The sequence below is a fragment of the Enterobacter cloacae complex sp. 372C4 genome (assembly GCF_050030615.1).
Lineage (GTDB): Bacteria > Pseudomonadota > Gammaproteobacteria > Enterobacterales > Enterobacteriaceae > Enterobacter > Enterobacter intestinihominis.
The window spans coordinates 98,853-112,031 of record NZ_JBLGUQ010000001.1; the positions used below are offsets into that span (position 1 = coordinate 98,853).

The 13,179-nt window shown below is 46.2% G+C and carries 10 protein-coding genes; 4 read left to right on the forward strand and 6 right to left on the reverse strand.

Annotated features, from left to right (window positions below):
• Positions 1 to 110: 110 nt before the first annotated feature.
• From ACQG11_RS00575 to ACQG11_RS00600, 6 genes are all read right to left on the reverse strand, one after another.
• On the reverse strand, positions 111 to 866 hold the full coding sequence (locus ACQG11_RS00575) for a M48 family metallopeptidase (RefSeq protein WP_426728088.1): 756 nt from the start codon (positions 864 to 866) through the stop codon (positions 111 to 113).
• Positions 863 to 4,147 (reverse strand): type I restriction endonuclease subunit R, encoded by a 3,285-nt coding sequence (locus ACQG11_RS00580; RefSeq protein WP_426728089.1) that lies wholly within the window; start codon positions 4,145 to 4,147, stop codon positions 863 to 865. Before ACQG11_RS00580 ends, ACQG11_RS00575 begins: the two co-directional genes overlap by 4 nt.
• Before the next feature lie 70 nt (positions 4,148 to 4,217).
• The gene (locus ACQG11_RS00585) at positions 4,218 to 6,002 is read right to left on the reverse strand and encodes a cold shock domain-containing protein (RefSeq protein WP_252067399.1); all 1,785 of its coding nucleotides are present in this window, start codon (positions 6,000 to 6,002) and stop codon (positions 4,218 to 4,220) included.
• A 22-nt stretch (positions 6,003 to 6,024) separates the two neighbouring features.
• On the reverse strand, positions 6,025 to 6,708 hold the full coding sequence (locus ACQG11_RS00590; protein ID WP_038416300.1) for a YecA family protein: 684 nt from the start codon (positions 6,706 to 6,708) through the stop codon (positions 6,025 to 6,027).
• A complete protein-coding gene (locus ACQG11_RS00595) occupies positions 6,705 to 7,919 on the reverse strand; it encodes a restriction endonuclease subunit S (RefSeq protein ID WP_426728090.1) in 1,215 nt (404 codons plus the stop codon). Before ACQG11_RS00595 ends, ACQG11_RS00590 begins: the two co-directional genes overlap by 4 nt.
• Positions 7,909 to 9,432, reverse strand: a complete 1,524-nt coding sequence (locus tag ACQG11_RS00600) for a type I restriction-modification system subunit M (RefSeq protein ID WP_252067397.1) — start codon at positions 9,430 to 9,432, stop codon at positions 7,909 to 7,911. Before ACQG11_RS00600 ends, ACQG11_RS00595 begins: the two co-directional genes overlap by 11 nt.
• A 331-nt stretch (positions 9,433 to 9,763) precedes the next feature.
• Here ACQG11_RS00600 and ACQG11_RS00605 point away from each other — a divergent pair, with 331 nt between their 5' ends.
• The 4 genes from ACQG11_RS00605 to ACQG11_RS00620 all read left to right on the forward strand — a co-directional run bounded on the left by ACQG11_RS00605 (position 9,764) and on the right by ACQG11_RS00620 (position 13,122).
• On the forward strand, positions 9,764 to 10,891 hold the full coding sequence (locus ACQG11_RS00605) for a hypothetical protein (protein WP_426728091.1): 1,128 nt from the start codon (positions 9,764 to 9,766) through the stop codon (positions 10,889 to 10,891).
• A 148-nt stretch (positions 10,892 to 11,039) separates the two neighbouring features.
• Complete coding sequence (locus tag ACQG11_RS00610; RefSeq protein WP_063135761.1) at positions 11,040 to 12,161, forward strand: tyrosine-type recombinase/integrase; 1,122 nt, start codon at positions 11,040 to 11,042, stop codon at positions 12,159 to 12,161.
• Positions 12,162 to 12,299: 138 nt separating this feature from the next.
• Positions 12,300 to 12,488, forward strand: a complete 189-nt coding sequence (locus ACQG11_RS00615) for a helix-turn-helix transcriptional regulator (protein WP_063135760.1) — start codon at positions 12,300 to 12,302, stop codon at positions 12,486 to 12,488.
• A 31-nt stretch (positions 12,489 to 12,519) separates the two neighbouring features.
• Positions 12,520 to 13,122, forward strand: coding sequence for a hypothetical protein (locus ACQG11_RS00620; protein WP_063135759.1), 603 nt, complete (start codon positions 12,520 to 12,522; stop codon positions 13,120 to 13,122).
• Positions 13,123 to 13,179: the final 57 nt, after the last annotated feature.

Sequence of the window (13,179 nt, forward strand, 5' to 3'; positions counted from 1 at the left end):
TCGAGGGATTTGATGCTATCAAATTTGTATTTTAGACTTGAACTTGGAAAATCTAATTAACTCGTTCCTGATTCCCCTAGACAAATGAGCCCATTGGAATAAGTTAGAAACTACATATCTGCCAACAACATCCCAGCCATGCCATCCAGCCGTTTCTTGACCTTTACCCACCCAGGCATAACCTGCCCCATCAGGCGGTAAAAATCTTCACTGTGGTTGTGCTCAGCAACATGGCATAACTCATGTAGCAAAACATAGTCGATACATTCTGAGGACGCTTTCACCAGCCATGGATTCAGAGTCAGACAGCCTTTTGCAGAGCAGTTACCCCATTGCGTTTGCATCGCCCGCAGACGTATCGGCGGACGCTCATTAATCCAAAGGGTCTGCGGTATCAGTAAATCAAGCCTGCGTTGAAAGACATCTCTGGCGCGTTCCCGATACCATTCGGCCAGCAACGCTTTAACTTTTTCTGCCGATTTGTGCCTGACCGACACTTCCAGTCGCCCACGCAACATTTTCACTCGTTGCGGCTCCGTAGCGTCTTCTGTCACTTTCAACTGATATTGCTTGCCAAGATAGTAATGGCTTTCTCCGCTGACATACTGACGCGGAACAATGTGTGTCTGCTGCTCCCTGAAATCACGCAGTTGCTGATAGATCCAGCGCCCACGTTTTTTCAGCGCAGACAATACCTCGTGCTCCGGTGTTTCAGGCGGTACAGAGGCCACAACCCGGCAGTCCGGATAAACCTTGATGAGCACCCTGCCCTTTACGACCTGACGCGGAACACACTGTACGGTGATGACCTCATCACCATAAACAATGCGTAACGTTTTCATTGCTGGCGACTCTTTTTCACTCATGATTTCATCAAACCAACACGCAGGATCTGGATGATGGTTTCCACGATACGGTTTACCTGATTCATTCCGGCACCCATCTCCCGGCAGGCCGTAAACAGCAGCGGCAAAAGACTTGTCTTAACGGCTTTTTCAATATCCTGTGGGTTCAGGGAGTTTTCTGCCACCGCTTTGACGATAATGCTGTCCACTTCAAAGGCCAGCTTCGTCCACTTCTCCTGCACCTGAACGTCGTTTACCGCAAAAACCTCAGGTAGCTCTTTTTTAAATACACCGTAATACGCCTGAGCATGCTTGTTTACCGCCAGTGCCTCCGGAATATCGCTGAGTTTACGGGCTTCCACTTTTTCCGCAAATTCACGGAACAAGAGATACTGTTTCAACGGATGGTCGAACAGTTTTTCAGCCTCTTCAATAGCCATACGCAGGAGTTTTGAAAAGGCTTCCTGAGCATACGGGTCATCACGCAGCTCCTGCTCAATCATCTTTGTCACACGGGTTTTAATGATGTCGGTTTCATTGCGGGTTTTACTGTTGTCCCACTCTTCGGGCTTTTCGCTCTTGCCCATTTTACCGACTTCATACACGCCATCCGGTTCACGAACCTCAACGCCGGTGACATGCTTATCCAGCAGTTTTTTCACCTGCTCAGCGTAGTCGTCATAATTGACCTGCTCTCCACTTACCTGCATCGCCCACTGGCGCAGGCTGGACATCTGTTTTACGGTTTCTTTATAGAGATTTCGGTCTTGTTCCGTAAAGCTCTTGTCGGTGAAGAAGGTAGCGGACTGCAGTGCCACTTTCAGGCATCCGGCAAAGGCCGTTAACGCCTCGAAGAAATTATCACGGGTTTTCTGATGGATATCGACCATCTCTCCGTCACGTTCTTCCATTTTAGGCACCAGTACCGCACGTAACTGCTCAGTATCATTTTTGTTTTTAACACCGGCAAATATGGCCCACAGCTGGTTATACAGATGCGGTAGACGCTTGTATTCAGAGCTCATGGCGCTGTACAGCCCGTCAATATCCTTGATGTCGTATCCTCCCTGCGTTCGGGAGGCGAGGTCCTGATATTTGCCGATAGTCGTGTCCAGTTCAGCCAGAATGCCGCGATAATCAATCAGCAGGCCAAACTTTTTCAGTGGATGCAGTCGGTTCACCCGGGCAATCGCCTGGATAAGGTTGTGGGACTTAAGCGGCTTGTCGATATACAGCACGGTATTCTTCGGTTCATCAAACCCGGTGAGCAGTTTATCAACAACAATCAGCAATTTGAGCTTATCATCAGTATCGAAACGACTGATGATATTGCGGGTATACACAGACTCATCCTGCGTGCCGACATTATCCTTCCACCATTTCGTCACTTCCGGCAGTTTGCTTTCATCCACCTCGGTGTTCCCTTCCCGGGTATCCGGCGGACTGATAACTACAGCTGATTCAAATAATCCCGCTTCATCCAGATACTTTTTATACTTAATTGCAGAGATTTTACTGTCGCAGGCAAGTTGCCCTTTCAGTCCCTCATCAATGTTTTTCGAGAAGTGTGTGGCAATATCGAGAGCAATCAGACGGATGCGGTCATCTGCACTGTAGACCTCACCTTTACGGGCATATTTACGTTTAAGGTCGGCTTTTTGCGCTTCGCTTAATCCATCGGTAATACGGTCAAACCAGGCATCTATTGCCCGATCGTTAACCTCAAGGTCGGGAATACGTTCTTCATACAGCAAAGGTGTAACGGCTTTATCTTCTACCGCTCGCTGCATGGTATAAGCGTGGACAATCGGCCCGAATTTATTGGTGGTCTTATCTTCTTTTAGCAATGGCGTACCAGTAAATGCTACAAAGGCGGCGTTCGGCAGTGCCAGTTTCATTCGCACATGGTTTTCGCCACCCTGGCTACGGTGTCCTTCATCAATCAGAACGATGATATCGGGGCTGGTATTGACGCATTCAGGAAGTTTTGTCGCTGAATTAAATTTCTGGATTAGGGTGAAAATGATGCGTTCTTTACCGGAGCCAATCTGCTGTGCCAGCTTCTGACCTGAGGTCGCCATCGCTTTGGCTTTGTCTTTTTTCCCGGCCAACTCGCCGCCGGATGCAAAGGTACTGCTGAGCTGTTCTTCAAGATCGATACGGTCCGTCACCACCACGATACGACACCGCTTCAGGCTGTCATGAAGAATCAGCGCCTTGCTGAGGAACACCATGGTGTACGATTTGCCAGAGCCGGTGGTATGCCAGATAACACCACCTTCCCTGCCCCCATCGGGTCTGCGGGTACTGATGCGCTCCAGCAGTCTTTTAATACCGAACACCTGCTGATAGCGGGCGACAATTTTCCCGGTCTTTTTATCAAACAGAGTGAAGAAGCGGGTCATCTCCAGCAGACGTTCCGGCGAAAGCAGGCTGATGAGCAATTTGTCCTGTCCACTGACAGCCAGTTCACCGGCGGCGATTAACTGTTGGTACCAGTTGAGATCGGCTGATGGACGATGATCAAACAACGCATGAATTTGTTCAGTCGATAACTGATGGTTGCGCAGCGCATACATCTGCGCGTAAGTAATATCTTCTTCGCGCCATGCCGCCCAGAATTTCATTGGTGTATGACAGGTACCGTAGCGCCCGTCATGCCCGTTAATCGACAGTAATATCTGGCTGTAGACAAACAGCTGCGGGATTTCGTCATTAAGCTGGTTGCGGATACTCTGGGATATCCCTTCGTCAATGGTTGGCCCTTTCTTGCCGTGGCCTGCCGGGCTTTTCGCTTCAATAACAGCCAGCGGAATACCATTAACAAAACAGACAATATCCGGTCTGCGGGTTTCAACACCGCCTGAGCGCAATACCGTAAATTCTTCAGTAAAGTGAAACTGGTTATTTTCCGGGTGTTCCCAGTCAATCAGCGCTATGGTGGGGTTGACCTTCTTGCCATCGACAAATTCGGTGACGGCGATACCGTAGAGCAGATGGTTATACATCCGCTCATTGGCTTTCAGCAGCCCTTCATTCAGCGCCGGAGAACAAACCTGCGATATCAGGTTATCCAGTGCCTTTTCCGATAACTGGCAAGTTTTACCGCCCGCCATAAAGGAACGCTTCGACAACGCCTCACGCAGAACCGGACGCAGCACCACCTCATCCTGTTTATAGCCCCGATAACCCATAATCTGTTTCGGGGGTAAAAACGTCCAGCCGAGGCTGGTCAGTAACGTCAGTGCCGGGATTTTGGCGCTGTATTCTTCCTGGAATTTAGGTTGGTAGTGCTTATCCACCCGGTAATCCTTCTTGGCTAAAAGGTGAAACTGTATGTCTGTACGGACATACTCAAAAATGAGCGAAGACTTATGATGAAAAGAACGGCGAGTCCCGGTAAAGACGATCATACTTGGCCTGTTCTGTTTCACCCTTGTTTACATTACCAAATTTCTCCTGATGCGTCGTACAGCAGGAACCACAGGATGCACAAATAAATCGTCCTTCTGAACATTTTTCATGCAAATCTCTGGCGTCAATTATTTCGCTGCATTTGTAACCAATACAGTGATTAATGTAATGCCCGATACCAAACTGTTCGCAGGAATGACTGGCACATTTAAAGACGGTCAGGCGATACGCGGCCTGGAAAGGTTGTTTCACAAATCCTTTCGACTTTGTATCCCAGACGCTGACTTCGACACGAGCATATTTCATATCTGGAACCATCAGCACCCCACAACTTCGGCAATGCAAGCGGGAATGTAATTCTCTGATACGGTTGAAATACCCAGCCAGTTTAATTGGGAAATCCCGCTTAGATGGTTCTCCTGCAACCATATAGGTCATGCCATAGTGCGCAAGCCAGTCATAAATAGTAAAGTCGATGTAATCCCGACTGAGGTCGGGTAGTACCTGCGGATCATGGCAGACTTTCGAACGGCAAAGGAATTTTTTATCTATCGTTCCATCAGGCTGTTTTGCATTCCAGTGAAACGCCTCACAGGATAATTCTAAACTTGGGAAACGAATTTGTAATGAACTACATTGTGGGAACAATTTGAAAACAGAAGGATGATTTACCGGAATTTTACCCGACAAGACTCCGTGCCATATCTCATGCAGAATAATACTCAGAACGGACTGTTCATCGTTGCGCCCAAGCAACGGTAACAATTTACTCAGAATGAAGTATTCAGGATCAGAAGCAATTTCAGTATTCGACTCGACATCATTAACAAAACTGAAATCTTTTCTGAACATCTTCTGTTTAATCAAATACGTATTGATAAAAGGACTAATCACGGAATGTTTATAAAATTGCTCTCTCGATGAGAATTTCTGCTGATAGGCATCACGGACAAATGGTTGTATATCCATTTTATTTTTCGTGAAACTACGTCGAACAAAATTCTCTATATCATCATGCCGATGCTCAAGAATCCGCTCGCTACTTATACAATCGTAAAAAGCCAGGTAGAGAATAGCACTTATAGATATATGGCTGAGTAATTCATTGATGATGTCCGATGTTGAAGCCCCCTGGAAATCCGTAGCCGCAGAACATCTTTTCACCCAAACAGCGAATTGATCAATGTTATTATCGATAAATGACGAAGGCATGACCGCAGGAGATATTTGTTGTGCGGTCAAATCATCAAAATTCTTATCAGAGGCGAAAAGTGCAAACTGGTTATCGTAGTTACGTGATTTTAAAAATAGCGGTAAGACTTTTGTAACAGCTATATCACTGGTAACTAACCGAATTATAGCCCTTTCGCCAAAGGACTGAGTGAGGAAATTAATAACGCAGTCACGATAACGCCAACGAGCGAAATCAACGCCCTCCTCAATAATAGCCTGGAGATATTCAATGAGGAGCTCAGCCGTCTCCTCATCTGTTTTATCAAGAATGTGAACGTTAAAAGCCGTAGGCTTACCATTTTTACCTATACCTTCCCTGAACAGCACCGGTGTATTGTCAGCGGGTGTATAGTTCCGGCTTATCTCATTCTTATGAAAAAACAGCTCATTACCATTCTCTGATAAGAGGAAGCCAAAGTTATTCTCCCGATCCGTTTTGCTGTTGTAGCCTCCGAACCAGAGAACATTTCCCATGTACCACCGGGAACGATCCAGATTGTTCACTGCCATGAGCAAGCCCCCTTCCGCTTTGTCAGTGCAGGCAGCACTTTTTAAATTTTTTACCACTGCCACACTGACACGGGTCATTACGACCGGGCAGTTTTTCTGCCCCCTTCACGGGAACAGGCCGGGATGATGCCTCTGACATTCTCACCGACAACCAGTGCTGGTAAAGCGCCAGTGCCGCAGGCTGAATGAGAGTAATACTCTGTTCAAATTGAACAGGTGACATTTTCTCAACCACTGGGAAGTTCTTTTCGATACCATGAAGGGCTATCGCCTCCAGCGAGGGACGTAAGGCCTCTGGCAAGGCTGACCAGTCATCCAGAGACCGGCCTTTCATATACCCGAAACACCACTCTTCGACGATTGTATATGTCTTCCCCTTCACCTCACGTCCATTGAAAATCGGTTCAAACTGTTCAGGGGCCTCATACAGGCAGCCAGCGATATCGTTCATATGCTGAAAACACAGCCCCACAAAACGCGTCATCTCTTTTTCGGTGGTCCAGCGAGGGTGGTAATCACCTCGCCCCCAGATAGCACTGAGCCAGGTATTAGGGGAAATCGTATTCGGGCCAGAGACAATCGCTGTCAGAAAGCCATCCAGCTCAGAGAAACAGAGCACAGAGTCATCATTGCCGTATTTCAGCAACACCTCTTCCAGCCAGTCGATTTCCCGGTCAATCAGCGGCCCGCTTTTCGTCAGTTTCATGCAGCAACAGCCTCATCGATTTTCACCCGACGTTTACCGGTCAACAGCTGCTGCATCAGGGCTTTTTTCTCGTCTTTCAGGCAAGCGAGTTTTTTCTCCAGCGTGGCGATTTCGTCGTCGGCAGCGGACAGGACTGTGGCGATTTTTTGTTGTTCTTCAAAATTGGGCACTGATAATTTTAATGTCTTTATATCATCACTATTAATTGATTCAAATGTGCTACCTTGTGATAGGTAACACCATTTTGGTTCAAACCAAAGAAACCATTGATAAAGAAATGATTGACTCATTTTTCTCTTGGATTTTATAGCCGATATACCACGCCCTATACATGCTTTATGTTGAGAAAGTGCAACAGTACCTACAGGTGCCCTGACACTTAGAAGAATATCTCCAGGAGAACATTCTTTCGTAATGTCAGACGTATAAACTCTGGGACATGAAACTCGGCACTTTATATCGGCATTACCCTGTATTAATGGCAAACCTAAGCCATTATCGTTGTAGGCTTCGGATTTAGGTGATGATCCCATAATAATATGTGCTACTTCAGACAAAGTGCACGTACACCACTCCCCAATAAATCTGCCCCCATTCTCATCCAGCAACCGTTTATTCCCGGTAAGCAATTGCTGCATCAGGGCTTTTTTCTGCTGCTGACTGTTGGTGAGAAGCTTTTCCGTCACCGAAATCGCCTTATCCCAGGTTGACAGGATTTGGGCGATTTTCTTTTGTTCCGCCAATGGGGGGACCAAGATACAAACCCTAGCCAAATCCTTTTGCCCAATATTTGCTCGAATAGCACCCTGACCCAATTTAACAACTTGACTTCTATAGCTTTTCGATTGAAACAAAAAAACCGAATAACCTGGATCTATTTGGTTTCCCTTAGGACGAGCTCTAATAACAAATCCACCAAACGTAGCAATAGCATTATCAAGGTAAATTGCTGCTATTGCTATTTCATCAAACGTTTCAGACGTTCGATTAAATAGCACATCACCATACTTCAGCTGGTAGCCTTCAAGTTGTTTATCTGTAACCTGCACTCGACCAATAATTTTAGATTCTGTAAGAATATCATTTCTAAAGACATCCATAACGTTCACAAACTTATAACCGTTGCCATATTGTTCTTTTTCAGTGTTCAAGCCATTTTTGAACTCAAACAGGCTATCTAAAGAATTTTTTTCCCACCCCTTAGGCACCATAACCCAACTCCTTCAGATAACCCGCCATCTCCGTTTCCAGATTCGCCAGTTCCACCTTCAGTTGCTCACGTTCAGCACGCACGGCCAGCAAATCAATCTCGTCTTCTTCCTCGAAAGTATCAACATAACGTGGAATATTAAGGTTGTAATCGTTGTCCTGAATCTCTTTCAGGCTGGCAAGATAGGCGTATTTATCGACGTTATCGCCATCACGATAGGTCTTGACGATTTTCTCGATGTTTTCTGCGCTGAGCTGGTTCTGGTTTTTTCCAGCCTTAAATTCACGGCTGGCGTCGATAAACAGCACCTTGTCATCAACTTTCTGCTTTTTGAAAATCAGAATCGCAGCCGGAATCCCCGTACCGTAGAACAGTTTTTCCGGCAGACCAATTACCGCATCCAGCAAATTTTCGTCGATCAGTTTCTGGCGAATTTTACCTTCGCTGGAGCCACGGAACAGCACACCGTGTGGTACCACCACGCCCATACGACCCGTTCCCGGTTTCAGGGTTTCGATCATATGCGAGATAAAGGCGTAATCTCCTTTAGTCTTCGGCGGTACACCGCGACGAAAACGGCCAAACTTATCGTTCTCAGCCTCGTCATGGCCCCACTTATCCAGGCTGAACGGTGGGTTAGCGGTCACGATATCAAACAGCATCAGGTCGCCATTTTTATCGAGCAGTTTCGGGTTACGAATGGTATCGCCCCACTCGATTTTATGGTTGTCTTCGCCGTGCAGGAACATGTTCATTTTCGCCAGCGACCACGTGGAGCCAATCGCTTCCTGACCGAACAACGCATAGTTACGGCTGTCATGCCCGGAGACAATCTTACGCCCGCACTTCATTAACAACGAACCAGAACCACAGGCAGGATCACAAATGGTATCACCCGGTTGCGGATCGAGCAGTTCAGCAATCAGGTCCGAGACTTCCGGCGGGGTATAGAACTCCCCTGCTTTCTGCCCACCGCTGGCAGCAAAGTTTTTGATCAGATATTCGTAGGCATTACCGATAACGTCCAGCGTACCGACACGGCTCGGCTTCAGGTTAAGATCTTCACCGGCAAAGTCTTCCAGCAGCTGACGCAGAATCGTGTTCTTCTGTTTTTCTTCACCCAGACGGTCAGTGTTAAAAGAGATATCCTGGAACACGCTTTTCCCGGCGTCTTTCAGTTTGGTGCCGTTGGCTTCTTCAATAGCGTGTAATGACTGATCAATACGCTCGCCGTTGCCCGGCTCATGGCGACGTTCGTAAAGAGCATAAAAGCTGGCACTTTTCGGCAGCACAAAACGCTCGTTAGCCATCATCGCTTCAATCAGTTCCGGCGCATCGCCATACTGTTCTTTGTATTCGTCATAGTGATCCTGCCAGACATCTGAAATGTACTTGAGGAACAGCATGGTAAGGATAAAGTCTTTGTAAGTATCAGCACTGATGGTGCCACGGAACGTATCGCACGCGGCCCACAGGGCTTTGTTGATCGTGTCCTGACTGATTTTGTCGTTCATGAATCATCCTGGTCTGAAGAAAAGCTAGCGATGCAGGGCTTTGCATCGTAAAAAATTGTGGTAAATGATACCTCAAGAAACGCCCCTGGACACACCTGAATCACAGTATCTTTACGGAAATTGTCCACCTGATACCGACAGATGACTTACTAATTTCCTCATGTTTACAAGTTAATAAATTCTAATGATATTAGCAGGATAGACTCAATGTAAGCTATGGTGTAAAACTGCTGTTGGGGTAAATAGCCTACTCATGCTCTTGTAATCACAGCACTACCTTGCAAACCTTCATCAGTAAAAGGGTATCTGACCTAAATAAACGAGGCACATTATGTTTGAAAACTTTCTTGAACACCCTAAACGAGAACAAAAAAACGCTAACCTTCTCGCTAAATATCAGAATGACATTGATAAATTATCCGAAATTTTTACTGAGGATGATTTACTACACCTGATGACTCAAGAACAACCAGATGGCACATGTAAGATGCGCCCCTCATTAGCCTCTATCGAGATTTTCGCGCCCTCCGCATTATTATCCAATTATATTAATTTTTTTCAGCATACTGATTACCTTGAAAAATGGTGCAAACTACAACGTAAGGAGTTCGACGTACTGTCCATTAATATCTACGGCCTTAATTCCACTAAACAAAATAGAATTCCGGGTAATGTTTTAAAGGAAGTCGATGCATTTCTGGAACAATTACTCAATAACGCAACCAACGACCCAACACATCCGATATTCACATTACTAAATATTCTTGATACACTTGTGGATGTAAAGACATATCAAAATAACAAACTCTACATCTGGAATGGTAAGTTTTCAATATCGATTCATAATATAGCACTCAAAATTGCCCGCAGAAAAATCATAAACTATATCAAATCCTCGGATTTCACTAATTCACTCCCGAAAGTTTCAAATCTGCAAGCCCAGGATGCTGCCCTCCTTTTCTTTGCAAGATTTTGTGATGGATTTTATTTTCACTTTCTATTGCAAATATTAGACAAGATGAAAAACTCCGGGCTTATTAAAGATAATTGCCTCAACCACCCCGCTATGTTTCAATTGATTACTCTTGCAATGTTACCCCATGAGGTCATGCAACACTTTATTAATGAAAAAAACGATGCAATTACATTAACCAGCCCCGACCGATTTGTTATTGATGAAACCATTCCCCGAAACAAAGAAAACATGACAGGAATACAAAAAAACATAAACCAGATCTTACACAAGACCTATATTTACATTGCACTACTTTTATTTCCCAAATGGAAGCCCACAGCCAAAGAAATCATCCTTTTCCTTGAAGGTAAGAGTAAAACTGTTAAAGGATTGTTAGATCTAAAATCGACAGCACTGGGACTAAGTTCACAGATTAACGATGTGGGTCGTCTCAGCAAAAATGAATATGTCACCCGATTACTATCACTTGCTCAGACTAAATGAACTCATAGCGTCACGACCCGCAGAGAAAGTTCATCTGTAGATAAAAAATACAGTTCTAAATTGAAATGATGAACTGTGAAAATTACAACTCGCTATTAGCTCATCTGACATCGTATTTTTCCTGATACACATTCACAGGAGAACTACGATGTCCATTATTGACCTGCGTTTCAGCACTAAATCACTTCAACAACTGCCACATCCGAAGACAGGTTGTCAGGAATACCGTGATATTCACTGCCCCCATCTGCGGGCACTTGTTTATCAAAATAGCATCACTCTGGCATTTCGGGCGACCATCAATAATCAACGGATTTATGAAACACTGGGCACTTTTCCACTCCTCGGTGTAGAAGATGCCCGCCTGCATACCATGATTCTGCTCGGTCGCAAAAAGCGCCTTGCCATACAGTCCCGCCGTTATACCGTTGAACAGGCTATCAACGACTTATGGCTTCCTGATATGCAGTTATATAAGAAAAGCCCTCAGTCTGAACTGTCGAAGCTCAATCGCTATATCCGTCCCTTCTGGGGACAGCGTCGCCTGCGTGATATTACTGCCGGTGAAATCGAAAAATTCGCGGCAGACCTGCGTTCAACATTACGCCCGGCAACCATAAACCGTCTTCTGGCACTGCTCTCAAAGATATGCTCTCTGGCTGTACGTGCTGAATGGATAAATCATTCTCCGATGACCCACGTTCGTTACCTGAAAGAGAACAACGTCCGGTATCGCACACTTTCTGCCACTGAAATTCCATTATTTATTGCTGCCGCTGAAGCCCTGAATACGCCCGCTGCTGATGCCATATTGCTCGCACTCTATACCGGTATGCGTATTGGTGAAGTTTGTACCCTGAAATGGGATTACTGGCATCCCGATGCACAGCAGTTGCTTCTCCCGGATACGAAATCAGGGCACCCATTCACCTGCCCGCTTGCAAATCCCGCAGTGGCCATTATTCAGCGACAGGCACAACTGGCACTCAGTACGACCTGGATTTTTCCACGCATTACCGACACGACTCGTCAACTGAGCTATCCGCGTGAAACCTTTGCACGTATCTGTCGGGATGCCGGTATAGAAAACCTGCGCATGCATGACCTTCGCCGGACGTTTGCCACCCGCGTGCTACAGGCAACCAGCGATATCGCCATGGCTTCCAGATTGCTGAATCACCATTCACTCACGGCCACCCGCCGGTATGCCTTTCATAATACTGCAGACTCTCAGGCGGTAGTATCACAAGTTGTTGATACATTTAAATAAAGTAATTCTGACAGCATGAGCTGTGAGTTTTATGGCGTGTAATCAAACTGTGCAGCTCGTATGGTTAGAGCACACCACTGCAGGGCCCGGCAGTGACTGACAACCCCCTAACGACTTTTAGCTCTGAGGAGCCCTGATATGTACCTCAATAGTAAAGAACTTGCGCAACGCTGGAGAATTTCGCCCAGCACGATTGCCAGCGATATCACCCGAAATCCGGCCAAGCTCCCTCCGTTCATCCGGCTGGGACGTGCGGTCCGTTTTCCCTTGGCTGAGGTGGAAGCCTGGGAAAAAAAGCAACTCACGAACATCCAAATTTCACGTTAGTTAAATTAATTTCTGATAAGGCGAAAAAATCATGACAACCGCAACAACACTCAGCACTGATTACCTGGTGAACTCAAGCGATAAGATCATCCCTGTCTCTGATGTCAGTGGCATCAGTATCGTTGAAAACCGGCTGTACTTTATAGGCCGAGCAAGCCGTGCACTGTACATTGAGCACTTTGATTCGGACGATGCTGCGAAAGCCGCATTTACCATCTATGCCAGCATTTTCAAAAGCAGCTTGTCTGACGAGGCTATTTACGAAGGAAATAACTGCATTGCCCGACTTAAGTTCGTCTACGGCATCAGCCTGTTCCAGAACGCAGAGCGGGCTATCCTGACGCTCACTAACCGTTATGGCGGAACGCTCGTCAGTGAATCAGCCAAACCTGACACTCTTGATGAGGCATTTCAGGAACTGGCTACCACTCTTGGTGGTCGCGAATTTGAAGGAATGGGCTTTCGTTGGTTGCATGCTAATTGTCTTCTCTCCTCGCGACTCTTGCCGATGGTAGAAAAGACCCCGAATGGCGTCGTCATTAAAGTCAACGATAACTTCGTATCTTTCGTAGCAACGAAAGACGAAGAACAAAAAGAACAACTGTTTGCTGAGATTCGTACAGCCCTCGTCTGATTTCCCCTTACTTCTCGGTGCCAGTAATGGCACCGCTCACCTGAATAAGAGAAGCCC

Bases quoted from the DNA above. Each gene is read 5' to 3' on its own strand.
- ACQG11_RS00575 (WP_426728088.1), bottom strand. From the start codon at position 866: ATGAGTGAAAAAGAGTCGCCAGCAATGAAAACGTTACGCATTGTTTAT.
- ACQG11_RS00585 (WP_252067399.1), bottom strand. From the start codon at position 6,002: ATGGCAGTGAACAATCTGGATCGTTCCCGGTGGTACATGGGAAATGTT.
- ACQG11_RS00590 (WP_038416300.1), bottom strand. From the start codon at position 6,708: ATGAAACTGACGAAAAGCGGGCCGCTGATTGACCGGGAAATCGACTGG.
- ACQG11_RS00595 (WP_426728090.1), bottom strand. From the start codon at position 7,919: ATGGTGCCTAAGGGGTGGGAAAAAAATTCTTTAGATAGCCTGTTTGAG.
- ACQG11_RS00600 (WP_252067397.1), bottom strand. From the start codon at position 9,432: ATGAACGACAAAATCAGTCAGGACACGATCAACAAAGCCCTGTGGGCC.
- ACQG11_RS00605 (WP_426728091.1), top strand. From the start codon at position 9,764: ATGTTTGAAAACTTTCTTGAACACCCTAAACGAGAACAAAAAAACGCT.
- ACQG11_RS00610 (WP_063135761.1), top strand. From the start codon at position 11,040: ATGTCCATTATTGACCTGCGTTTCAGCACTAAATCACTTCAACAACTG.
- ACQG11_RS00615 (WP_063135760.1), top strand. From the start codon at position 12,300: ATGTACCTCAATAGTAAAGAACTTGCGCAACGCTGGAGAATTTCGCCC.
- ACQG11_RS00620 (WP_063135759.1), top strand. From the start codon at position 12,520: ATGACAACCGCAACAACACTCAGCACTGATTACCTGGTGAACTCAAGC.